Annotated in this window: 20 protein-coding genes; 5 read left to right on the forward strand and 15 right to left on the reverse strand. The window is 56.0% G+C overall.

The window, feature by feature from the left end; genetic code table 11:
* The 4 genes from CVT63_02720 to CVT63_02735 all read right to left on the reverse strand — a co-directional run.
* The coding region (locus CVT63_02720; GenBank protein ID PKQ28430.1) for a hypothetical protein at positions 1–3949 on the reverse strand (3949 nt) is incomplete at its 3' end.
* Between the two features lie 141 nt (positions 3950–4090).
* Complete coding sequence (locus CVT63_02725; protein PKQ28431.1) at positions 4091–4711, reverse strand: hypothetical protein; 621 nt, start codon at positions 4709–4711, stop codon at positions 4091–4093.
* A gap of 25 nt (positions 4712–4736) precedes the next feature.
* A complete protein-coding gene (locus tag CVT63_02730; protein PKQ28432.1) occupies positions 4737–6188 on the reverse strand; it encodes a hypothetical protein in 1452 nt (483 codons plus the stop codon).
* Positions 6189–6213: 25 nt separating this feature from the next.
* Positions 6214–6777 carry a hypothetical protein gene (locus CVT63_02735; GenBank protein ID PKQ28433.1) on the reverse strand — a complete coding sequence of 188 codons (564 nt, stop codon included), beginning with the start codon at positions 6775–6777 and terminating at the stop codon, positions 6214–6216.
* A 349-nt stretch (positions 6778–7126) separates the two neighbouring features.
* Here CVT63_02735 and CVT63_02740 point away from each other — a divergent pair, with 349 nt between their 5' ends.
* Positions 7127–7759: a hypothetical protein gene (locus tag CVT63_02740; protein ID PKQ28434.1), complete on the forward strand. Its 633-nt coding sequence runs from the start codon at positions 7127–7129 to the stop codon at positions 7757–7759.
* On the forward strand, positions 7759–9114 hold the full coding sequence (locus CVT63_02745) for a hypothetical protein (protein PKQ28435.1): 1356 nt from the start codon (positions 7759–7761) through the stop codon (positions 9112–9114). The genes CVT63_02740 and CVT63_02745 overlap by 1 nt, the downstream gene beginning before the upstream one ends.
* Here CVT63_02745 and CVT63_02750 read toward each other — a convergent pair.
* The 11 genes from CVT63_02750 to CVT63_02800 all read right to left on the reverse strand — a co-directional run bounded on the left by CVT63_02750 (position 9102) and on the right by CVT63_02800 (position 17908).
* Positions 9102–9605: a hypothetical protein gene (locus tag CVT63_02750; protein PKQ28436.1), complete on the reverse strand. Its 504-nt coding sequence runs from the start codon at positions 9603–9605 to the stop codon at positions 9102–9104. The genes CVT63_02745 and CVT63_02750 overlap by 13 nt on opposite strands.
* Before the next feature lie 219 nt (positions 9606–9824).
* Positions 9825–10280 carry a type II 3-dehydroquinate dehydratase gene (gene aroQ, locus CVT63_02755; protein ID PKQ28437.1) on the reverse strand — a complete coding sequence of 152 codons (456 nt, stop codon included), beginning with the start codon at positions 10278–10280 and terminating at the stop codon, positions 9825–9827.
* A 13-nt stretch (positions 10281–10293) separates the two neighbouring features.
* Entirely contained in the window at positions 10294–11433 is a 1140-nt protein-coding gene (gene aroB / locus CVT63_02760; protein PKQ28438.1) for a 3-dehydroquinate synthase, read from the reverse strand.
* 1 nt (position 11434) lies between these two features.
* The gene (locus tag CVT63_02765) at positions 11435–11956 is read right to left on the reverse strand and encodes a shikimate kinase (protein ID PKQ28439.1); all 522 of its coding nucleotides are present in this window, start codon (positions 11954–11956) and stop codon (positions 11435–11437) included.
* A 108-nt stretch (positions 11957–12064) separates the two neighbouring features.
* Positions 12065–13243, reverse strand: coding sequence for a chorismate synthase (locus CVT63_02770; GenBank protein ID PKQ28440.1), 1179 nt, complete (start codon positions 13241–13243; stop codon positions 12065–12067).
* A gap of 139 nt (positions 13244–13382) precedes the next feature.
* Positions 13383–14015 carry a hypothetical protein gene (locus CVT63_02775; protein PKQ28441.1) on the reverse strand — a complete coding sequence of 211 codons (633 nt, stop codon included), beginning with the start codon at positions 14013–14015 and terminating at the stop codon, positions 13383–13385.
* Between the two features lie 46 nt (positions 14016–14061).
* Positions 14062–14706: a hypothetical protein gene (locus tag CVT63_02780; GenBank protein ID PKQ28442.1), complete on the reverse strand. Its 645-nt coding sequence runs from the start codon at positions 14704–14706 to the stop codon at positions 14062–14064.
* Positions 14703–15476: a hypothetical protein gene (locus tag CVT63_02785; protein PKQ28443.1), complete on the reverse strand. Its 774-nt coding sequence runs from the start codon at positions 15474–15476 to the stop codon at positions 14703–14705. Before CVT63_02785 ends, CVT63_02780 begins: the two co-directional genes overlap by 4 nt.
* 1 nt (position 15477) lies before the next feature.
* Complete coding sequence (locus CVT63_02790; protein PKQ28444.1) at positions 15478–16539, reverse strand: hypothetical protein; 1062 nt, start codon at positions 16537–16539, stop codon at positions 15478–15480.
* A gap of 26 nt (positions 16540–16565) precedes the next feature.
* Positions 16566–16673 carry a hypothetical protein gene (locus CVT63_02795; protein ID PKQ28449.1) on the reverse strand — a complete coding sequence of 36 codons (108 nt, stop codon included), beginning with the start codon at positions 16671–16673 and terminating at the stop codon, positions 16566–16568.
* A gap of 323 nt (positions 16674–16996) precedes the next feature.
* A complete protein-coding gene (locus tag CVT63_02800) occupies positions 16997–17908 on the reverse strand; it encodes a hypothetical protein (GenBank protein PKQ28445.1) in 912 nt (303 codons plus the stop codon).
* A gap of 391 nt (positions 17909–18299) precedes the next feature.
* Between CVT63_02800 and CVT63_02805 the strand changes: the two genes are divergently transcribed.
* The 3 genes from CVT63_02805 to CVT63_02815 form a co-directional block, all read left to right on the forward strand.
* A complete protein-coding gene (locus CVT63_02805; protein ID PKQ28446.1) occupies positions 18300–20555 on the forward strand; it encodes a hypothetical protein in 2256 nt (751 codons plus the stop codon).
* Between the two features lie 68 nt (positions 20556–20623).
* Entirely contained in the window at positions 20624–22858 is a 2235-nt protein-coding gene (locus CVT63_02810; GenBank protein PKQ28447.1) for a hypothetical protein, read from the forward strand.
* A gap of 473 nt (positions 22859–23331) precedes the next feature.
* The coding region (locus CVT63_02815) for a hypothetical protein (protein PKQ28448.1) at positions 23332–25144 on the forward strand (1813 nt) is incomplete at its 3' end.

Raw genomic sequence — 25144 nt, forward strand, 5'->3', positions numbered from 1 at the left:
CACTGGATTCGAGAAGCAACGATACATCGCCCTTCGCCCTCAGGTCGCCGCTGACCCTGAACCAACCCGAATTCAATTTTTTGTTAGGGTCGCCGTCGAAGTCAAAAGCGTTCTGGCACTCAAGGCTAGTGACGTCCCATTTGCCCTCGTCCAGCAACCAAACATTACCGACATTATTACCGACGCGGGCGATGGTATTGCACTTCACGTTGCCCAGAGTAATTGGCCTGTTGTTCTGCGCGTCGCCGCTGAAGTTCCCCTGGGTCTCTATGCCCCCGAACGTCCAGTTATCATTAGCGTGACTGATAAATATGTTTCCACTGGATTTCAGCGCCCCTTCAACCTGGAGAACAGCCCCACCTTCGAAGTTAACGTCCGCCTGCGACTCGATGCCGCCAGCGCCTATGTAGAACCCGCCGTCATTGAGTGACCAGGCAAGCGCGTTTGCCTTTACAGAGGAAGCGCAAAAGTTTTTGCCCCAGGTGTCCACCATGACTGTGCCGCGAGACCGTACCCCATCTGAGAGATTCACGCCGGGATCCTGCTTGGGCTTTATCTTGAAATCGCCGCCGCACCACACCTCAGTGAGATCCCTCTTGAAGTCCCCATCGACGTTCCTGTAATAGAATTTGTCCGATTCCTTTTCCCAGGAGAAGTTAACGTAGCCGGGCGTGCGCACGTACCCGCTGGGGTTGCATTTCTCGCTGAATCCATCATCATCCCCCGTTGAATCGTTATTGTCCAGATCTACATCCGTCCCGCACCAGAGGTTGTGAGGACAGAACCACGCGTGGCCGAGATCGGGTTTGAGGTTGTGCGCGATCTTGCCGTAGCAGTTGAAATGCTCATTGTTTGACAGGTAGGCATTCACGCCATACGACCAACCTCCCATCATAATGTCGAAGCCCGTGCCGGTGGCGTCCGAGCCGGCCTCGATCCCTCCGTTGAACCTGGTATTCGTGCCGTAGGTCTCCACCCTTATTTTTCCCCTGGTCTTGACCAGCCCCGATGCCTTAATTACGTCTCCGCCGCCATCCGAGTAATCCGATTTACACAGCAGGCCCGTCCCTCCATTGGCGTTGCCTGCCCATACCTCCTTTACCTCCAGCGAGCCATAGACGCAGGCGTAGAGCTTGACGCTCGACGGGCATTTCAACTCGCCGGTATCTTTTATTTTGCACCCCGCATTGGCAATCAGGTTGATCCCGAACCCCTCGTTTGAATTGTCTGTGTCTTCACCGGCCCATATGCCGTTGGTCGTTATGCCCCAGCCAGCCCCCCAACTCGCAACCGCTTTCACCGGCCCCGTGGAGGTTATCTGTCCAGTGACATTTATGGTGGCCAGGGAAGCGTTCATGTTCACGCCGAGACCCCCGGACAGCGCGGGGTTGCTGGTGCCAGCGGTGATAGCGCCGTTGACAGTGATCCATCCTGCCCCGGGCAGCAGGTTTACCATGCCCCTGGAGACGATCGCCCCTGTCGTACAGCTTCCCAGCCAGCTGGTCTGGACATTTACGCCGGTTTCGCCGTGGATCCCGGCATCCGTGCCGGCGGTTATGCTCCCGACGGTTTGCGCGCCGGTGCAAACGTTTACGTTTACTTTCCCGCGGCTCATTATGTTGCCCGCGCCGCCACCGCCGAGAAGGATATAGAGATCGACTCCTGTAGAGCCGTCGCCGCTCACAGCCTCCGTGCCGGCGTTGATGTTTCCGATGCCACTGCCGCCAACGCCGACCGTACTATCGACCTTCCCGAAGCTGTTGATATTCCCCGCGGTGTAGTATCCGGCGTACGCTCTGAGCAGCGTCCCCATCCGCTGCGCCACACCGGTTGCGTGTGTCCACGCCGTGCCGTCGCAATCCGTGTTCGGGCACATAGCGGGATGGTTGGTCTGATACAGCCTTGTGCCGCAGCAATCCCCGTTTTTGGTTTTGTCGCACTCCCAGTAGTGCTTCTCCACCCAATAATTTGGATCGCTTCCGGTGTTCGGGCAACCGTCGGTGGGGCACTGATAATCGGGTTCGGCGCTACTGTCCACGAGATAGTTGCACTTGCTGCACTGCCAGCACTTATGATCCGTCCAGTAGTTCTTTGCACCCTGTCCGGTGTTCGGGCAATCCACAGTCAAGCAGTCGCCGGGCGCGTCTTCCTGGTACGCCTTGTAGCCACAGTTGTCGCAGCTCCAGTATGAGCCTTCCTCTTTGTACCCGGAGTAAACGTTGCCGACCCCGAAGCCGCCAAGCCCCGCGAGCACGCTCACCTTTCCGGCCGCGACGATATCGCCCGTGAGAAGTCCGCCCACGACAGCGTTGCCCTCAAAGCTCGTCCCGCTTCCGCCGCTTGCGCCGGTGTCGGTGCCCGCCCAGATATGACGAGGGGTCCAGTTTATGGGCGGCCACGCCCAGACGCCGTCCAGCGAACCGATTGTGATGGTTCCGAGCGCGCCGGCCGCCCAGACTTTCCCCGTGGACTTGATGCTGCCGGTTTTTAACGTTGAATTCCATGCCGCGTTCAAGGCGACGCCGACCCTCGTGCCCGCGTTGTCGTAGCCTGCCTCTATGTCGCCAATGCTTATCCCGGTAGAGAGCATGATCACGTCAACCTTGCCCCTGGCTTTTACGCCGCGGGTGGAGCCCTTGCCGCCCTCTCCTATGTGAATGCCCCCAAGCAATGGTATTACGCTATTTGACATAACGCCGAGGAACTTCACGTTCCCTCCGCTCTCGATCCCTCCGGGTATTTGAATCGCGCCCCACGGCGTCAGGGAGTCGCTGGCCCAAAAAGTCCGCACGGACACGCCACTCGCGGCGTATATCTTGTTTATCGTCAACTGTCCTATGGCCAGATAACTCAAGTCATAGTCAACCACGCATGCGCCGCCGGGGGCGCCGCCGGGGTTGGCGCCGCAGGCGCTGAGGTCGCCCATGAGCAAACTGTCGAAAGGTTCATCGAGATGTTCACCCGGTTTCGGGACCGGTGGATCGTTGTCGTCCACCCCATCTATCCCGGCGTAAACGGTCCCGTAAACCTCCGGGGGCGCCGATGCCGCGGTAAGAGTGCTCCCCACGCGGACGCAATCCTCGCTTATGACGTTTCCTATTATGTTGCAGTCCCACCCGAGGCCCTCGGATGACAGCTCTATGGGGCCTTTTGAGTATATGCCCCACCCGTCGCCTCCACGCTTTATCCAGTCATCCCCAGTATTCGGGCAACCCGCCATCGGGCATGCGCCGGGTTTATTTACCCAGTACACCTTCCAGCCGCACTTGTCGCACTCCCAGTACGAGTCGCCGACGCCGTCCAGGTTGTACGAACCAAACTGGTTTCTCACGCTGAACTTCTCACCGCCGGTCAAGCCCACGGACGGGTCGTCCCCCTGATAGACAAGGAAGTTGAAGGCGTCGAGGGCGTTGGTGTTGTCCGCGAAGTTCACCTTCGTCTCGATTACCCGCCTGTAAGTCGTGCCGCCGCTCGTGTATTCACCCTCGGAAACGATGACCTTTTTGGAGTGAACCGTCGTCAGAGGATCCTGGTACAGCCAGACCTCGTACTCGCCGCCGCCAAACGCCGCCCTGTGGATCGTTGTAGGAACCGGCGGATCGGCGAGCTCCTGGTTGGGCCAGTTCAGCTTTGTCAGATCCGAGGTTGCGGCGCTGGTGAGATCGAGGTCGTTTCGCAACTGGTTCATAGCCCGGCTCACGCCCGCCTCGGCAATCCTGAAGGCGCTCATGCTGTACTTGCTCGTGGTGGTCATGCTGAGCTCGCCGATGCCAACCGTGATGATAAGCATGCCGATGAGGAACAGTATGGCCAGAACCATTACGGCCACGGGTATTACGGTGCCGCTCTGTCCCTCATGCACGAAGGAAAACATGCCCATGCCGCGCGCGCGCGCGCGCCTTCCGCCCCTGCTCTTTCCGCCATTCCTTCTGTACCTGCTCATCTTCATCTCTCTCATCCTCCCGGTTGCATCAACAAACTTTCTTGCTCCGGTTTCCTCCCCCTTCGAGGGGCGAGGTACCCCCCCCTGACAAGAGGGGCTAGGGGGATTCTGCCCCAACCCTCTCCCCCAGGGGGCGAGGGAATTGTGTCATTCCTGGGCAGCCTTTCTATCGCTCGGGTCAAGCCTGAGCCTGACGTACCTTTCAAACGTTCTGGTCATTACCTTTCCAGAGTATCTTTTCTTTAGTTTCAGGGACACCTTGACAACCCGCACCGAGGAATCGTAGCTGGCAAAGACCGCATTCTGGTGTTCCCAGTCGCTGTAGTAGTCGAAGTGAAGCGCTGTGATATCATCCGGGTCGAGGCACCTCAGGATAGTGGAGTCGTCCCCGGCGTCAATGGTTACCCACACTTCTTTGCCATTGCCCGAACGGTGTATCCAGACGTCTTCCCATCCTTTTGCCGGAACCGATCCGTTTGCGCTGTTGGCGTCAACGTCAGCGTAAAACCTCACTTCATTAGCGCGCGTCTCGGCTTCCAGGAACCGCCCGCAACCCCGGATGAGCGCTTCGAGCCTGTCCATGGCGTTACTCCCCTCCCGGTTCATAGCCGCAACAGAGAGGTGAACGCCCGAAAACGTAAACGCCTGATCAAAGAGAACTATGGCGCCCATCAGAAAAAACAGCACGAGGATCAGCGTTATCAGGAGCTCAACTAACGTGAAGCCGCCCTCAAGCGAATTTGACTTTCCTCCCGTCAGCTCAAACATCTAAAGGCATCTCCTTTGCCACGGATTAGTGTCCCGCCGCATACGGCACCCAGAAGGACACGTTGTTGCTTTGCGTGCTCTTGTGGACGTAAACGTTGCCGGGGTTGGAGGGGTTGGTCACGCCGTTGGGAACATCGCACTCGATCATTCCGTCGCTCCAGATGGCGCACGTATTCTGCACCGCACCCGGAAAGCCCACGTACCCGGCACCCTGCGTGCTCCCGAACCCGCTGCCGTATATCCTTATCGTATCACCGACGTTGCCGCTCGCGCCGGCTTTGCCCGCCTCTATGTTCGTTATATGTTCGATATACTTGCCGACGGTGAACTGAACTGCGTTGCCGTCACCGTGGGTTTTCTTGCGGACGAACACGTTTTTCACTCCGTCGGGGACGGCGCCGTTGACCTTAAACCAGATATAGTTGTTGCACCACTCATAGGAATCTATTTCGCCGTTCCCGTCCTTGTCGTAGTCAGTGAGGAATGTATAGTCCCCTGTATCGAAGTTGACAAAATCGTTTGCGCCCTTTACCCCGAAGTTCCGGCCTGTTATCTTCACCCACGAGCCGGCGGCGCCGCTCGAAGGACTTAATGAGAATATTTGGGGCGGTTGCGTTATCTCATAGATTGCCCTCTCGGAAGTGGTAATCATGCTGTCGGCGTTTATCACCTGAACGTCCCAGTATATGTTCTGGGATCCGGTGTGCATCGGATCCGGCATTGTCGCGGTCACGTGACACTTGATGACGCCGACGTTCCATGAATCTCTGGCGCACCCGACGTCGTCGGGATAACCGGCCTTCGTGAGACGGACAGTCGGACTGTCAAACTCATCTCCAAACACCTCGAATGAGAACCCGCACCCCGGCTCGGCGCCATTGGGGCTGACGCTGTCAATGCGGGGCCCGCCCGTTCCCTCATTATCGCTTATCAGTTCGTTCATCTGCACAGGCGACACGGGCGCGCGCGCTCCCGCCCTGTACCAGACCTTCACCCGTACGAGGATGAGCCTCAACCTCTCGCCCGTACTGTCAACCGGCGCGTCATTGCCCACCGCCTTTGGTCCCCAGCTTTCGGCCATTGTCGGCACAGGATCAACAAGTTGCCCGGTGACGCTATTCACCTTCTGGTACTGCGCCGCCACCGTCACTTTTTGGTCGGGGTTCGGGCTCACGCCGAAATCTTTTGTGTAGCCGGGATTGTCGAGTTGCTGGGCATTGGTCTTTGATGCGTTGTAATAAAAGTCGTCGATGTCGGCATTGGCGCCGGCATAACTCACGTGGAACGGCTCCCTGCGCGCCTCATCCACCGTGTCCTCCGCGACAGACCTCGCCTTCTCGCCGGCCCGCGAAAGGAGGACGTTCTCTCCCCCGTTGGCAAACACGATCGCGACCCCGATTATCGCGACCAGAAAAATCATTATTCCAATCATGACCTCGACCAATGTGAATCCAGTTTCACTTTTCAGCGCGCGCATCCTGCTACCCCCTGGCTCACCCGACTTACAGTGTCTTTATGTCTCCCAGCTTCATAATCGTCAATACTCTCGATTTCGTCCCGGCGGAATTCCCGACCGTTACCGTCATGTTGCCTGTATTAGCCGAGGCGCCGGCTGTATCCTTGCCGAAGTCATACATGCCTGCGCCGGCGTCCCCATACTGCGAAAATATTAACGCCCCGGCCGGTTTGAAATATATTTTTATCTGCTTGCCGTTGTCATACGACATTGCGGACGCTCCGGTCTGTCCCAGAAGCGCAATCCGCGTTTGATTCGGAATCGTTATTATGTTGGTCTTGGCCGACGCCCCGGCCGGGGGAGCGATCGGGTCACCGGCGCTATCCAAAAAATTGTACGTGTTGGGATTCGTGGCGCAGTCATACCGCCTGAAGTGGATGCCCATAATCTCTTTGTTTGCCTCCGCCCTCTTCTGACAAAGCCGCAGGTCGTTCGCGATAGTGCCCTCGACGTTCTTTGTCAACTGCGTCGCGTGCGCGCCAAACAGCAGTAACGTTCCCAGCCCGATCATCATCGCTATTATGAGAAGCACTACCATGAGCTCAGTCATGCTGAACCCGGATTCTTCCCTGTGCCGCGAAACCCGTCCTCGGTTGCCACGACTAAAATCTGCTAACTCCATACAACGCCTTCCGTTCCACTGTTCCATTTCACGCATAAACCTTATATAACCTTAATAACGGTTTAACCGGCAAATCGTGAACGGCCACGACCAAAAAAATATTTTCACGTTTTCGCGGATTATATGTAGAGTTTCGCGCTTTTCGGAACAGTTTTCAAGGCGAACTCCTTCAAAACGAGCAAATCGGCTAACATGGGAGCCGGTGGCATCCAATACATTTCGGCCATGAAAAGTAACAAAAGAGAACCGCTGTTTCGTTAAAGAGAGTAGAAAACAAGTGGACAGGGATCCTGAAAAGACACTCAAAGATCTGGTGGAGCGGGCCAAAGGCGGTGACCGGGTTGCTTATGGAAGCATCTTCAGGATCTGCTTCAAGGAGATATATGACTACACATTCAGACGTGTCGGGGATGTCAACGCAACAGAAGATATTACTATGCAGGTGTTCGCGCAGGGGCTCAAGTCGATTGGCGCCTATGAGGAACGTGGGATATCGGTCAAGGCCTGGTTATTTAAAATAGCTCACAACGCGATCATAGATTTCTTGCGCCACAAAAAATATCCGGCGGAAGAACTGAACGTGGATTTTGAAGAAAGGGAGTTGCCCGGGAAAGAAAGCGATGAAGATATCGAGGCCTCGATCATACTCATGGAGTCAATGGAGAACCTCCACAGGGAAATCGCGGGCCTGCCCGTGGCGCAGAGAGAGGTGTTGGTCCTGAGGTTTATCGAGGACATGAGCGTCACGGAGACGGCGGTAATCCTGGGTAAGAAGGAATCGACAGTGAGAGCGTTGCAGTTCAAGGGAATAAAGAATCTCAAGCGAAAGTTAGTCGGCGCCGGCGAGGACGCCGAACGCGGGTCGCTCGAAGACGGCTCGCGGGCCGGTCAAACGAAGGATAGCGGATAATGCGAGATGGCAAAAGCGACATAAGAGCGACACGCGCGACACGTGAACCTGAAGAACTGCTGGTTATCGTGGATCAGATACGATTGCTGCCGAGGGCGGAACCCCGGCTGCGCTTCCGCGCGAAAATCGCTATTATCAGCCTGCTGGGGCTAATGCCATCGGCGACCGCGACCGGCGCTCAGCGCTCTCGATCCAACGGCTCTCGCCGCGCTGCGGGCGCCTTCTTCGAGCGGTGGGTTGGAACGGTTGCCCTTGCCCTGTTCATAGCGCTTGTATCGTTCTGGAGCCTTGCCGGCCTGGCGGTACACGCTGGCCCAAACGACAATCTTTACTTCCTGAAGCGCGCCGGAGAAGGGCTGAACCTGAGCCTCACGTGGAACTCTTATAAAAAAGCGGAGAAGAGTGTTGTGTTTGCCGAGCGTAGGCTTTCGGAGCTGAACAGCCTTGTGTCGAAAAAAGAGATCAAAACCGATCAGGTCGTATGTCTGGCCGCGGAGTGCGAGCGGTATCAGCAAACGGCAAACAGCCTGATTCTCGAGAATCAGAAAAACTCGAATATGGCGCGGCTTGACACGCGCATCCAGGAACTCGAAGAAAAGAAATCTAACCTCAAGAAGAGAATGGTAACCGTGGCGGGGGCCGCCGGGATACTGGAACCCGCGGCGGGGGCCAGAGTGTGCGTGAGTGACGCCTCCGACGCTCTCTCCCTTAATGGCGCCAGGTCGATCTCGGGCGTCACCGACAGTGAGGGAAAGTTCCTTTTCACATTCAAGAACTTCAGGCCAGGCGACGCAGAACCGCTGCAGGCGGCTATCGAACTCGATGGACGGACGGAAATTGTGCCGCTCGTACCGGCTCGCGGACAGGGCGTGACTTTGGATGGGACATATGCGGTAAGACTCGACCCCTCCGGCTTCATGATACAACTCAATCAGGACGTCGAGTATCAGGCGTTCCTCTCATCCGGCAACTTTGAGTTAGCGCGGGGCAAGAACCTGCGGATCACCGACGCTGCGGGGAGCAGCTTGATCAATGAAGTGTCGTCAGGGGCCGTAATCCAAACGGATTCCAACGGCAACTGCGCGTTCCACGTCAAGAAGATGCGCGCGGACAAGATAAGTCGCATCGAGATTGAAGTGTTCGATGGCCAGTGGAAAAGCCTGGGAGAAGTGCTCAGGCTGGGTACGCTGAAAACCGGCGGTTCAGGCAACCCGGACGTTTCCATGTCAAACGACATCAATGCCGGTTTTGACATCCAGTGCGATCCCGAACTTGAAAGCCTGGGTGCGGGGCCTCAAAAGATTACACTGACGGTTCGCGACAGGAGCAGGAAGCTGACCGATTACATCGAGTGATCAGCGGTCGGCAATAGATACATCCTCGCAAGTTTTACGCCACCCGCCACGACCACCGCTATCGACGCCAGAAGCGCGAGGATAATTCCGTATGTGAACAGGTATCCTGATTGCCTCACGAAAACCCGCGCTACAACAGATACCAGTGAAGCTGCCCCCAGCGCGACCAGGGCAAAGCCGTACTCCTCGGCAAAGTCAATGCCAATGGCGGTTGCGATAACGATCAGGATACAGACGAACGACGCGATCATGAGAATTATGGCGAGTTTCGTGACATCCCAGCCGCTCAAGCGGAATATGCCCTGTCTGTACCAGGGAAGAAATATGCTTATCAGCAGCGCGTACCCCGCGACCAGGCACGCATAATCTTCTTTTCTCAGCCTGCTTGTATCTATTTCCATGTAAACAAGGATACCACATTTAACTTTTGGGGTCAGGAGCCTGTTGCGCCAATCCGGCAAATAAACCACCAAATCGCTGAATGACGTCAACTGACGCCCTGAATCCGACCTATTGTTTCAAGGTTAAGGGTTTCCTTCCACCCTTTTCATCCGTTTTTCGCAGAGGGCATCTCAAATCTCCATAACTTGAGCAGGTTGTGTGTCGAACGCATCAGGCTCCACTCGGCATTGCGCGCCTCAAAGCCCCGCCTCATGAAAAACGCAACACTGGGGTCAGGCCCCAAGTGTTGCGTTTTCGACTAAACGCAACTATCCAGACTTGCCCCCGGTTGCAAGAGCGTCCAGCGCTTCGAGGTAGCCGCGCGAGCCTTTTCCCATGATCGTTTTCCATGCTATCGGGCTGATCACCGAGACGCGGCGGAACTCCTCCCGCGCGCTGATGTCTGTTAGATGCACCTCGACCACCGGCAGCCCGACCGCCTCGAGCGCGTCGCGCAAGGCATAGCTGTAATGAGTCAGGGCGCCAGGGTTGATTATTATGCCGCCGGACAACTTCCGCTCGGCGTGAATCGTGTCGATCAGGTCGCCTTCATGGTTCGATTGGAAGAAAACGGGCTGGACGTTGAGTTCTTGCGCCCGCGCGGCAATGTCCGCGTTGATGTCGTCGAGCGTTCGCTCTCCGTAGATCGAAGGATCCCGCTCGCCAAGCAAGTTCAGGTTCGGCCCGTTCAGTACGAGTATCCGCAACACGCGAGTGCCTCCCATCTATGACACACCCCTACCTTGAACATGCGCCAGAAGCCCCCTCGCCCCTCGAGGGGGAGGAGATCAAAAGATCGTAGCATCGCCGCAGCAAGGCGCTATCCAGCCCCCGGCGGACACAAGGTTTTCCCTCTTCCTCCAGAAGCATCATCACGTTGTCACCGGCGCTCTTTTTGTCCTGCGCCATGCTGAGCGCCAGCGCGTCGAATCCGGGCGCCTCATCCGGCGGTCGCACCGGCAGCCCGAACGACTCGAGCAACCTCATGTGATCCCGCGCCAGAGAGCGCCGCCCGAGTCCCAGTTCCTCGGAAACGATGGCGGCATACACCATGCCAATGGAGATTGCCTCACCGTGCGAGTAAGTTCCGTCGTACCCACCGACCGCTTCGAGCGCGTGGCCCAGAGTGTGCCCGTAGTTCAAGTTATGCCTCACGCCCGTGTCGCGCTCATCCGCCGAAACGAGTTCCGCTTTCTCCCGGACGCACCAGGCGACGACTTCCGCAAGGCGCGGATGTTTCATGCGCTCAATTCCCGTCGCGTCTTCACGGAAATCGCGTCCCCACTCCTTTGCCGTCAGCAGGCTATACTTGGCGACTTCGGCGAGGCCGGACCTGAACTCGCGCGCGGACAGCGACTCGAGCAGGTCGACATCAGATACAACCGCCACAGGTTGGTGAAACGTGCCGATGAGGTTCTTGGCCGCCGGGACGTTCACGGCGGTCTTGCCTCCGATAGAGGAATCTACTTGCGCCATAAGGCTCGTCGGAACGTGAACTATATCTATTCCCCTCTTGAACACCGAAGCGGCAAACCCTGTCAAATCGCCAACTACTCCTCCGCCCAGCGCGACGAGGACGTCCGATCTCGTCAGCCCGGATGAGATAAGGAACTCCACCACCTCGAGCGCGCGATCAGCGTTCTTCGAGCTCTCCCCCGCGGGCATCTCGAGCAACACTGTCTCGAGTCCCAACGCCCTCAAGCCGGTGACTGCTGTCTCTGCGTAAAGCGGGCCCACGTTGGAATCGGTTACAACAACTGCTTTTCGCCACTGACGCTTCGGAAGAAAGCCCGGGAGATTGTCGAGCAACCCCCTGCCTATCGACACGGTGTAACTTCGCTCGCCCAGTTCCACTCTTACTTCTTCAACCGCATCCATCTTAAACGCGTGTCCTCCTGGCAAAATCTCTCTCTATCTCGCGCGCGATCTCAGATGCCTCGCGACTGTCGGCCTCAACGGTCACTTCCGCGGCGCTCAGGTAGAACTCCCGGCGTTGTTCCAACAGAGCGGCAATCTCTTCTGTGCTTTTGCCGTCCAGCAACGGCCTCCCGCCGGCGAGAGCGGCGCGGGACGCGACCGTGGAAGGCGTCACACTCAAATAGTAAATGATGCCGTTCTTCTTTGCGTCCTGAACGTTCGCGGGATCCAGCACAGCGCCTCCGCCAAGAGCGATCACCAGGCCGGTCCCCCCGGTAACTCGCGCCACGACTTTCCGCTCAATCTCCCGGAAGCGCGGCTCTCCGTCGCGCTCGAACAGTTCACTGACCGTCGCGCCGGTCTCCTGTTCTATCACGCAATCGGTATCGACAAACGGTTTTCCAGCGCTTCTGGCAAGCAACCCGCCAACAGTGCTCTTGCCGGCGTACATAAAACCAATAAGAACGATGTTGCTCCTATCCAAAGAATCACTTCCATCGATTGCGCGACACCGGAGATTCACATACCGTTCACCCCAACCCTCTCCCCCACCCCACGCGCTTCGCGCGCGGTGACCCCGGGCGAGGGGGGGTTAGCGCCGCCTCCACAGCCGGCTTATCTGCTCGAGGTAGCCTTCCATGTTCCGCTTCATCTCAGGAAGTGAGTCGTCCCCGAACTTCTGCTGCGCGGCGTCCGCCAGCGCGAAAGCCACAACCGCCTCGCCAACCACGGATGCCGCTGGAACCGCGCACACATCCGCGCGTTCCTTGAACGCCTCAGCGGGCGCGCGCGTAGCCACGTCAACGGTCGCGGTCGGCGTCCCAAGCGTCGGGATGGGCTTCATCACCGCGCGTAGGACGATATTCTCGCCGTTGCTCATGCCGGCCTCTATTCCGCCCGCCTGATTGGTCTCGCGATACAAGCCACGACTCTCATCAAGAAATATCTCATCATGCGCCTTGCTTCCGCGCGCGGCGGCGAGCCGGAAGCCCGCGCCTACTTCAGCGCCCTTGATTCCGGGTATGGAAACGAGCGCCGCGCACAATCGAGCGTCCAGGCGCCTGTCGGCCTGCGCGTGCGAACCGAGCCCCGGCGGGACACCGAACGCCGCGACCTCGAAGGCACCACCGACCGAATCCCCCGCCTCGGAAGCGCTATCTATCCGCGCCATCATCCGCTTTGAAACTTCACTATCCGAACAACGCATGGTGTCACTGTCCGCAAGGATAAAATCTGATTCAAGCGTGTTCTCAAACGAACCGGCAACAGCCTCTCCCACAGCAATTACTCTGCCGCGCACAGTGATGCCCAGCTCCTCTAAGAGCCTTCTTGCCACCGCTCCGGCCGCTACCCTGGCGGCGGTCTCGCGCGCGCTCGCGCGCTCCAGGATGTCGCGGGCATCCCCCGTGCCGTACTTCAACATTCCCGCCATGTCTCCGTGACCCGGACGCGGGCGCGTCAGAGGCTTATCCCCCTCGCCGGTTGACGGCTCAACCGACATCACATCCGTCCACTTCTCGTGGTCACGATTTTCAACGAGAAGGGTCACCGGGCTTCCCATGGTCATGCCGTACCTGACCCCCGAGAGGATGCGCGCGCAATCGTTTTCTATTCGCATGCGCTCGCCCCTGCCGTGCCCGGTCTGCCTTCTCGCGAGGTCACGATCCACATATTCTTGCGTCAGTGGAACATGCGCCGGCACGTCATCAATGACAGCAATCACAGCCGGTCCGTGGGATTCACCACCTGTAAGCATCCTCAACGCCAACATCCCCCCCGTTAATGCGTCAACATCAAAACAGTACTCATGCCTGTCATTAGAATGCCGCAAATGCGCACAGAAAACAACGTGGAGTCGCTTTTTTCAGTAGTAAAGGTAGACGGAAAGGTAGACGGTGCCTGACCCCTTCCTAGATGTAGATGGACTGGCCGGTGAAAATTGTAACGCGTTCGTCGCCAAAGAGGACTGTGGCGCTTGCGTTGCCACCTACGGTAAGAAGCTTGTAATGCTCGCCAAACACGCCCCCGACCTCTACCCTGTCAAACGTTTGATCGCCAACTCTCAGTTTCGCGAAAGAGTTGCCGCCCTCGCGGAGAATCCCGTCCAGAGTTATCGCGGTTGACGCGATCGCGTCCTGGGAACTCGCTCCCCTGCGAAGTTCGGGCGGCACGTTGACTACGCGAACGCCAGCGCCAGTTTGAGTAGCGCTTTCTACCATCGGCGTCTCCATGTTAACCAGAGGCTCAAACGGATTCCTGCGCTTGTAAATCGAAAGCGGCGGAACCTGGACCTGCTCGATGATCAGGCCCGAGGAGGCAGGCGTTGAACTCGACGTCGTTGCCGGAGTGGCCGCGGGTGACGCCTGTGCCATGATTCCGGCGCCGTTTTTCCTGCTTCCGCCTCCAGTGGCAATCGCGATACCAGCGACGAGCAGGACGCAAAGACCGACGGCGCCCACGATCCAGGCTATCTTGACCGAGCTGGTTTCAGAGTTTCTTTCGTCCACACTCTTCGGTTTCATTTTCTTGATCCTCTGAGACATTTCGGCTTTTCCCTCCTTTAAAAAAATTACTGCTGTCTACCGGCAACTACTCCGCGGGTGTAGTTTTCGGCGCCGGCGCAGGAGTCGGCGTCGCGGCGGCGCCGGGGGGCGCCCCGAGCGTGAACGTCTTGGCTGATATCTGGCACTGCACGAGCCCGAGGTTTGCGCTATAAGTGTAATCCAATATGCTGGTGGTGGGCGATATATTGACCGATTTGACAATAATCGCCCTTTCCATGCGCTCCAGCCGGTAAATCAGATCGACCACCTGATCGTAAAAACCCGAGACGCTCATGCTGAAATCATAAGAAGAGAAACCCCCGCCGGTACCGGCCGACACATCAGATGGAGTGAAGCTCAGCCACGGCAATCCAACACCACTGTACGGATCCGCGGCGGCCTGTATATTCCTGATAAGCGATGGCAACTCTGGCGCTTCAGGGATCTTCGCCTGCATGGCCGCTACCTTTGCCTCAAACTCGGCAGAATTGTTCTTGATGTCCGTGAGTGATTTGAAGGTGCTTTTCTCCGCCTGTATCTTGCTTTCCTCGGCCTCGACTTCTTTTTGTTTCTTGTCAACAAGTCCCTTCTTGGGCCCGACCAGCAAAAAGTAACACGCGGCGCCAACGACTATCGCCACAAAAAGTCCAATTAAAAGCGCCACTTCGGGTTTTTTCATACTCTTGCTCATTTGAGTATGCCTCCCCCCTCTTCGAGCGTCCTTGGAGCCGCGCTCGCCGGCGGCGGTGAAGATTTCGGGCCACTGACAGTCGCTGTTTCCGGATTCAACTTGGCCTGAGAAGTGAACTGTATCACGCGCGTTCCAGTTTGTTCCGTAGTAGTGATCGTGGGCGTGATAGTGCTAATGAAGTTGTCGATCAATATCTCGTTAGCTGTTCCCGCCCTTGCGGGAGTAGCGCTCGCCAGCCATATCCGGGCAAACTCGGGCACGGTGGCCATGCGCTCGAGCCAGTTGGCGATAGGCTTGTAGTCGGGCAAGTACGGGTACACGTGAACTTTGTTGTTTCTGTTTGGGCACTGCAAAGCGAACCCCGTGAAGTCAACGGAGCCTCCGGTTCCGCCTTCCTCCGCTGTTCCGTTGAGCAAGGTGATCCAGATGTCGCTCGGCACTGTTATTGCTATGTTATTCAGTATGCGCGCCCAGTAGACGCGACCACTCAACGCCGCGGTGACAGACGACTCAAGCTTGAGAATCACATCCTGACGATCCTTGTACTGCTGAAGAGCGACATTCTTGCTCTGCCATTCGGCAAGCTCCGCTTTCTTGTCCTTGAGCGCCTTGTCCTGCTCTGCTATCTTGCCGTTCACCTGAACAAATAGCATGGCTATTGCTACTATCGCGATCACCGGAAAAACGATAGCCAGCCAGAGATACGACCGCTCCGAGGGCTTCCTCTTTACTTTTATCTTCTCCGGCGGCAGGAGGTTGATTCTTGTCATCTCACTCCTCCGTTTCCCTCAACGCCAGGCCGATGCTGCACGCGATCGACGGCTCGAGCTCCGCAAGCTCCTCAGGCGTATACGGCAACTTGCCCAGTTGTAAATTCTGCAGGGGGCGTCCTATCTCTACGGGCAACCTGAGCCCCCTGTTGAGTTCAAGCGGAAGGTTGATCAATTTTGAGCCGCTCCCGGAAAGTATGACCTTGTTTAAATCCCGCTCCTGGCTCTGGGAGATGAAATACTCGAGAGAGCGCCGTATCTCACCAACAAAAGATTGTATCTCTCGCTGAAGCAAGTCGTTCGCTTCCTTGTCAGTGCTGCGCCCGCGCTTGATCTCCTCGGCTTCGACAGGCGAAATCTTGAGCTGGTCGCAAAGCAACTTGGTGAAGTAATCGCCACCTCTCATGAGAATCCTCACGAAGCGCGGCGTGTTTTCTTTGACCACACAGATATTGCAGATGCCCCCGCCTATATTAACAAGGCAAACGCCGCCGGGGGGCTCGGCCTCATCCTCGAGAAACTGGTACTCCTTCTTGATGAGCGACCGAACCATGGCGAACGCTTTTAGTTCTACCGCCTCAGGCGTGAGACCGGCGCCGGCACAAGCTTCCATAAAAGACGTGATCATCTCGCGGTGGGCAGCTGCCAGCAAAACCGTCTGCATGCGCTCCTCTTCGCCGGTTATGTACTCGTCCACAACCTCGTAGTCGATGATGGCGTCGTCTATCGGAATCGGGATAAACTCCTGTATTTGATACTTCACCGCGCCCTCGAGTTCATCCTCGGACATGAAAGGAAGATCCATCGGTCTGACGACCACTTTCTGATTGGCTATGCCAACGATTACCTTGCGCTTGCTGATATGGTTCTGCTTCCACAGTTCACGAAGGTATGTCGATATTGTTTCCGGGTTGTCGATCTCCCCGTCACGCATAACGCCTTCCGGCAACATTATGATGCCAAGATTGGTGAGCACAGGCTCCTTCCTGTAGATATTCACCTCTGCCACTTTAATAGACCCGGCGCTGATGTCCAGACCTATTGACACTCCACCTTTTGCCACTCAAGTCACCCCTGTCTGCCTTATCTTTAATCTCTGTTGAGGTACGCATCTACATCTATTTCTTTTATTCTATAGTTTTTGCCCACTCGGATAGCTGGCAACTGCTTCCCCTTGACAAGCCTGTACACAGTCATATTCGAGACTCTGAGTATCTTTGCTACCTCATTGACTGTAAGTAACTTAGAGCTCACTTCGCTTCACTTCCACTCTCTTTCCAACTACACTAAACCTTATTCACTAATTGAATCAAGTCTGTTCTATATCAACTAGAGGATCAAATTATGAACTATGATGAACAATATTGTCAATACCCACTTTCGTCAACTTTTGCAACAAACTTTAGCAGTAGTTCACAACGCTTAATATTATTATCAGGATTTTCGGAATAATGGGAGTGCTCGATAGACGTTTTCTACCTTAAACCATGTGATTCAGGCTGAACCACACAGCCTCATCCTTACCTTAAGAGTTTCAGATAGATATCTACCAGTTGCTTGCCCCACACAAGAGCGATAACCGCCCCGGCGCTAAGAAACGGCGCAAACGGAAGCTTATCCTGTCGGCCTTTTCTGGCAAGAACAAGCAAGGGAACCGAGGCCAGCGCGCCCAAAAGAAACCCGACGAACAGTTGTACTGTCACAAGATACCAGTGAAAGTATCCGAGGACGAATCCTGAAAAAGCGATCAATTTGACGTCCCCCATTCCAATGCCGGTCGGGATCGCGTTCTCGTCATCGCCATCGCCATCTTCGACCTCCGCGGGTTTACCACGAAGAAAGATGGCGCCATAGATGAGGCCGGCGGCAAGAAGAAACCCTCCGCCAATGGCGCCGCCCGCCAGCGAAAGCCCGATACGGCCAGGTTGTCCGCGATAAAGCGCCACGCCAGTCACCAGCGCTATCATCGCAATGAGACCCGGATACACAATGCGGTTTGGAACTATGCCATCAGTGAAATCCACGGCCGATACTATAATGAGCACGCATACCATCAGCAAACCAATGAAGAACTCCGGGGTCACGGCGTGACGTCCGGGCGGCATCGCGTGTGTCGGAGTCAAACCCCTGCTCCACCAGTAAGCGAGCGCGAAGAGCGACGCGGTCATAGCCTCAACGAGCGGGTATCTCAAGGATATCGGCTTGCGACACCCGCGGCACCGGCCCTTCAGGATCGCATAGCTCAAAAGCGGGACGTTGTCATACCAGCGGATTGTCATCCCGCACTCAGGACAGCTCGAGTGGCCGCCCAATGGCACATCTTTCGGCAACCTGTAGATGACAACATTGAAAAAGCTGCCGAATATCAGGCCAAACCCCGCCACCGCAAGATAGTAGAACCATATCGGGTACGCGCTCATGTGATTTTCCATCCTCCCTCGTCAGTCCTGTTAGACGCCTAATGATAACAGAATGCAAAAAGGGGTCTGCTCCGAAAATAGCCCCCGTTCAGGCTACCACTATACCCCTCACCCCAACCCTCTCCCCCAGGGGGCGAGGGGGTTCTGGTCTCTTCCCCCTCAGACGGCGGGAGGAGTAAGGTGGGGGTGTGTCGCATCACAGACAGGAATGTCTGTACACAATGTGACACAGGCATTCTTGCCTGTGGAAAGTGACGTCACAACCAGAAATGTCTGTGCTACCCTGAGACATTTTCATCTTAGGTGGTGGCGCGTCCGCGCGCCATGGGGAACTGACCCCTTTTTGCATTCGGGTATAATAAGCTTCACGAATTGGGAGGAAATACAACTGCAAAACAACCAGTTGCCAGATTCGAACAGAACTCGCTCGCGCGGGAAGGTTATCGCACTCGCGCTTGGAGCGCTCGTCATCTTTACGGCAACAGCTATCGCGCTTACGTATCCTCTTGCCACCGACATGTCCCACAACTACTTCAACCCCATAGGCTCCCACGATGGCGTCGGCACAATCGGAGGGATGTGGTCCAACGATTACGCGCGGAAGAACGGCTTTGTGAAGGGCAACGTAACGACTTTCTACGCGTACCCGTTTGGCTATGACACGAGAGGCGTAAGCTACCCGCTCACCAACGGAGTCCTGAACCTGGCCGCTAAAGCATTCGGGGCGCAGGCGTCCTATAACTTTCTAACGCTGATAACGTTCCCCATGGCGGGCCTGTTCATGGTTCTTTTGCTTTACTACATCACCTCGAGCGCCGCCGCGTCGTTTCTCGGGGGTTTTTTCTATGCCTTCTCGCCGTGGCACACGGCCCGAACCTTCGATCAAGTCGGACTGGCTCAGATATACGTCCTTCCTCTCTTTCTGCTGGCGGTGATCGTTTTCTGGCGGAAGCGCAACATCACCTCCGCGCTCACGGTCTCGGGCGCCATGCTCGTTGCAATTCTTACCGATTTTCATCTGGGCCTATTTTGCGGCCTGATACTCATTGCGTGGGGCATGGCGGCCTTTCTCAAAGAACGCGCCGCAAGCGGCAACTTCATCACCTCGCGAAACTTGTTCAACAAACGCGATGCGCTCCGCGCGATCATCATGGCCGCGCTCGCCGTAGCGCTCGCGCTCGGCCTGTCGGCCCCGTTTATCAGCAACCTCTTTTATAAAGACCCAGCCGTAACTGTCAGCGCGCAAGAGAGAACCATCGAAACGACAACCTCCTACTCCTCACATCCGTGGAATTACGTGGTACCACCCGCATACAGTCTGATGTGGCGTAGTTGGACGACCAACTTTGTCTTAAAGCACATTGGGAAAAGTGGTGCGCATGAAATGACAGCATACCCAGGAATAGTCGCCTACTGCCTGGCAGGCCTGGCCATATTCTTCACACTCAGACGCAAACGAAAACCGTTGAATGAGTTTTCCTCCCCCTCGAGGGGGGAGTCATGTATCCCTCACCCTAACCCTCTTTCCCAGGGGGCGAAGGAGTCAGAGGGAACCACTGTGTACTTCGGGGTGCTGACCGCAACGCTCGCTTTCATACTCTCGATGCCCCCGATTGTGAAGATAAGAGGCGTCGATGTCCCAACCCCGTCCATAGCGATGCGGGCGCTGGCCTCCTATTTCAGGTTCTACTCACGATGGGCGCTTGTCGTGACGTTTTCCATCGCCCTGATGGCGGGGGTCGGGTTTTTCCTGCTGACGCGCTCGAGACGGTGGAGCGGATTGAAAGCGGGCGCGGCCTGCCTTGCGCTCATCGCGCTTTTCGCGGTCGATGTCACCATCATCCCTCCATTGCGATCGCGCGACATAACAAAAGTCCCGTCTGTTGTCACTGAACTCGCGCGATACCCGAAAGGCGAACCGGTGGCTTTCTATCCGCTGAGCCCGGGGCGTTACCATATTCCACTTCAGTACTTCTATTTTCAGATGTTCCACGAGCACCCCATGATGAACGGCGTGAAGCCGGGCACTGATGGCGATATGTACCAGAGTGTTCTCAAGGACATCTACGCGCCTTACACACCGGCTATGCTAAAAAGCCTTGGCATTAAAAAGATTGTGGTCATAGACGAATATTTCAAGATCATGTTCCCTGTCGGTCTCACGTTTGACCCGAAGCAGATGCCGTCGGGATACCGCCTCGCAAAGAAAACATCGGACGGCTACATATTCGATGTAGTGGGGCCGGCGGCAAACGTTTTCCCCCTGTACTACATGAACTTTACTTCTCCGGCAATCCTGGAAGATGGAAAAGCGTGGGCCATGACGGTGAGGCCGCATGCCGAACTGCTGATCGAAAACAAGGCCGGTGACACCCGTAAAGATTTTTCTATCACATTTACAAACCCCGGGAACGCTGGAACAATATCAGTGCGTCTCGACGGCCAGAATCTCGGACAGGTAAAAGTGGCGCCAGGCCCTGGCGAGTTGCGCATCCCGGGGGTGCACCTGACCAGGAAACGTCAAATGCTTTCATTCGAGTGGGACGGGCCACCTGTGAAAACCAGCGGCAAGCCTTACAAAATAGAAGGCAACGTTGATTCGTACCTGCTCGTTACCCGGCCACAGTTCGCGGAATATACTGTTGACGGCAATCCATAACAGAAATACTCTTTTTAGAATCCCGGTGTCCGCGCGTTGCAAGATTGAGGTAGACGGAGAGGTAGACGGTGCCTGACCCCAAAAAGTGTGTTCGACGAAACCACGATGTGGCCATACTCGTCCTGCTGTTCCTCTCGAGCTTTGCCCTGCACGTGATGACCGCGGCGAGAACGGTGACGTTTTCCGACTCGGGAGACTTCCTCATGGCAATCTCCACCGTCGGAAACTGCCACTGTCCGGGTTACCCCCTTTTCATCATGAGCGCGAAGGTTTTCTCGTGGATTTTCCCGGCAGGTTCGCTCGCGTTCAGAGTCAGCGCGCTTTCCGGGATTTTCGCCTCGCTTACGGCCTGCCTGATTTACTGGGTGGTTTACCGGATGACGCACAGTCGGATTGGCGGCGTTGTCTCCGGGGTCGCGTACGCTTTCTCCTACACTTTCTGGTACGAGACGGTCATCCCCGGAACTTATGGACTCAACGCATTTTTCTTCGCGCTGCTGCTTGTGCTCATGTTGCGGTGGGAAAGAATGCTCTCAGAAGGACAGCGCGGTCGCGCGGACAATGCGCTGGCGGCGTTCGCATTTGTATTCGGCCTCGCGCTGACCAACCATTTCAGCGTTATCTTCCTCGTTCCGACTTTTCTTTTCTTCGCGCTGGACACCAACTGGCGAGAACTGTTCGCGCTCAGGAACATCCTGCGGATGGCGGCGTTCCTGATGCTCGGTTTGCTGCCTTTCATATACGAGCCCGTCGCCGCCTTCAGGGGACCCGCGTACAACTTTGGCGACCCGTCAACCCTCACAAGGTGGTTCCATCACATCACGTTCTACCACACGCGCAGAGGATTGTTCGGATACCCCGTGAAGTTTTTCCCGGCAAGGTTCTGGCGTTACTTCCCCACCCTTGTCACGGAGTTCCCGTACTTCTTCTGGCTGGCCGCGGTGGGCCTTGCCGCATCGTTTCTTAAAAGAAACAAGAAATACGCGCTCTTCCTGATCCTTTCTTTTCTGCTGACGACATTGCCGGTCATGAGTTATAACCAAATAGAATCAGTGTTGCGGGCTCATTTTTACTATCCCGGTTATCTGGTAGTTGCGCTCATGATCGGCTTCGGAGCAGCATGGATTGCGAAGCTCATCAAAAGATGGGCCGAGCGTCGCGACAGGTTCGTGAGCGCCACCGCGGTCGGTCTCACAGGGCTTGTGCTGGTCGTGTTCGCGTGCGTTTCAATCCCTGTCCATTACGGCAAAGTCGACAAGAGCCGCTACAACTACGCGCGCGACATGGCGATAAAGATGCTCAAGAAAGCCGAGCCTGACGGCATCATTCTTGCAGACACAGACAATGTCGTTTTCCCGCTCAAGTACATGCAGTATATAGAGGGAGTGAGCCCTGACGTCAGGGTGATCATTCCGAGCGCGCTCGTAGTGCCAGGCTGGCCAGGCGCCGATCTCGTCAACATCCTCGCGCCACCGGGGCAAAATGTAAGCGCGAACGACCCGGCGTATGCCCGTCTCGCAAAACTAAACTGCGTTCGCGTTCCACTTTACACATCGGGGATCACCTTTGATTTTTCCAGCTGGGATCTCGAGTGGCAGGGGTTGCTGAACCGCGTGTATCCGACAGGCGCCCCGCGTGAGGAATCTCGGCCAATTCTTGTCAAACAAGGCATCGAGCCTCTTTCGAACGTCGACAGCGACGCCCGTGAGGCAATATTCCTGCCCGATGCGCTCAAAGCATACGTAGCAATCTCATCAGGCGACTTCAGAAAAGCCGAGCGGTTGTACGAAAGCGCGACCGGCTATGCGGATAAGAACCTCTACGTGCCAACGCTCTACGGCTGCGAGACCACGTCGTTCATCTTCGACCTCTGGGGACAGGTGCTCAACTGGCTTGGCGATTACAGGAAGACCGTCAGGGTCATGCCACGGGTCAACTCCATCAACCCTGACTTTGCTTCGCCATCGTACGCGCAAGCGCTTTCGCGATGCGGCCAGGCTGACGCCGCGCTCAATGAGCTGGACGACTTCCTTGCCGTGAACTCAACAAGCGCGGTTGCCTGTATCGAGAAAGGTGAGGCGGAGGCCTGTCTCGGCGAGTACGAGCGCGCCCTGTCATCCTTCAAGAAAGCGATCGAGCTCGATTCTGATGACCCCAGATCACACTTCGGCCTGGGGTTTGCACTCTTCCAGCTCAAAGACACCAAGAGCGCAGCCGAGCAGTTCCATGCTGTCGTCGATAAGTGGCCACAAACCAGATGGGGCATAGAAGCGCGCAAATTCCTGGATGAATTGAAGAAATAAAACACATTCAGCGCGCAGGTGATTTTATAGAAATCCCGGCGTCGCTTCGCTTTGCGGGGAAGTGCGAAAGTCCACAAGAATCTGTATCATATGCGATGACAAGATGCGTGAAGAAGAAAAATTTTGGTCGACTGAGCTCTAATCCGAAGGATTATACATGACAACCTCGACAACCACTTCGGAAGACAGAGAAAACAGCGGAGAGACCCCCGAGAAAAAGTTCAGCCGTCGAGAATCACGGTTTCGCGCGCCTTCCGAAGTCTACTACTTCACGATTTACACAGCCCTTACGATCCTGTTTACCTATCCAATCGCCTTCCGCCCAACAGCCACTTTCTACGGTCTTCCAGAGGATCCACTCACGTTCCAGTGGTTTTTCTGGTACCTGGCGAGAAAGGGAGGATGGGGCCCTCGGCTTCGTGCCCACTGTTGGATATCCACAAGGAGTAGACCTCAAGTTCTGGCCACGTGAGATGGGCGTCTTCGTTCCAGGAAAGATACTTACGTGGATGTTCGGAGAAACAGCGGCCTACAACCTGTTGATTCTCACAAGCTTCATTCTCGCCGGAATATTCATGTACTACCTTGCCAGGCATCTCACCGGCAGCAAGCCCGCTTCCTTTCTAGCGGGTATCGCGTACGCTTTTTGCCCGTATCATCTGATGCACGCGCAGGTTCATGTGAATCTCTCAATCATCCAATGGATGCCTCTTTTCCTGCTCTGCCTTTACCTCCTCATTGAAAAGCGGACATGGCCCCGGGCAACGATGACCGGCCTCACGTTTAGTCTCGTCATGCTGTCGGACTTTCACTACGGGCTTTTCACGACCATGCTTGCAACGATAATACTTGCGGTCGAACTGTTCTCGGCCTGGCGAGGACAGCGTCTGAGAAAGCCTGCCGCTTCGACGCTCGCGAAATTGGCTCTAATTGCCGCAATAATCGTGCTGATAGTCGCGCCATTCGTCCTGACGCTCATGAACGCTTCGAAAAACGAGGGCCTCGAGGGCCGCTCGAACACAACCGAGCTCCTCCATTACTCGGCAAGGCCGTGGGATTATATACTTCCCCCCGCTGACAACCCCATCCTCGGAAAATTCACTTCCAGCTTTATTAATTCGCACTCGCACGGCGCGGAAGATTATGAGGTGACCAACTACCTCGGGTTTGTCGTAGCGATCATGGCTATTGCCGGATTGATACTGGTTTTCGGGCGAAAAGCTCGGCGACGCAGACGAGAGAGTGAACCAAGAACGCGCGTGACCGAAGCGCGACGCAACAGGGTCATAATATCGATGGCAACAGGCGCGGCAATGTTCTTTGTTCTATCGCTGCCACCACAATTCCATCTCGGGAGCATGAAGATATACCTGCCCTCCGTGTTTCTGCAAAAAGCCCTGCCGCTCCTGCGGTGTTACTCCAGGTTCGGGGTGATGGTGCTTCTATGTATAGTGGTAATAGCTTCTTATGGAATTACTTTTCTTCTTCGTCGAAAAGTTTTCGCCTCTTGCCAGGCTCTTGTTGTAACAGTGCTTGCGATGTTGATCATTCTTGAGTTCGCCATTGTCCCTCCTTTCAAGTACATAGAAACAAAGCCGATCCCACCCTTGTACACATATCTAGCCAAGCAGAAGTTCGCGGGCGGTATCGCCTACTACCCGATGGATAACGCCGGCTGGTATATGGTGAGCTACCTGTTCTGGCAAAGGGTCACGCAAAAGCCTATGTTGAACGGCGGCAACCTGATCAATCCCGTGGAGAAAAAATACCAGTACTTGATGGATATTCTTCACCCCGACACACCGGAGATCCTTGCCGCGCTCGGAATAAAAAAGGCGGTGGTAGTGCTCTCTCAGTGGCAAAAAGCCTCGTTGGATATGGTTCCCGGCGAGTCTTCCGCCAGTTTTCCAACCAACCTTTTGCCTGTCGGCTATCGCGTTGAAAAGGAATTCGCGAATGGCCTTGTGCTGGATATAACAGCCCCGCTATCGGTCTTCGTGCCGCGCGTGAAAGAAGGTCTCGAATGGCCCGTGATGATCACAGGCGGACGTTATGTGCAATGGTGCAACCCTCGCGCACAGATCGTTATCGAAAACAATTCCCGTGAGACCCGCGACGTCTCTCTCGCCCTCGATGCGGTGGCGCCGACGGGACACGCAAAACTCGATATACGCCTCAATGGAAGTCCGGCGGGAACCTGGGAGCTGAATGCGGAGAAAACTCACGTGAGAATCGAGCGGATCAATCTAAAGCCGGGAAACAACGATCTTGTACTGCTGGTGGCTC

Origin of the sequence: Candidatus Anoxymicrobium japonicum (assembly GCA_002843005.1) — a bacterium.
Taxonomy (GTDB): Bacteria; Actinomycetota; Geothermincolia; order Fen-727; family Anoxymicrobiaceae; genus Anoxymicrobium; species Anoxymicrobium japonicum.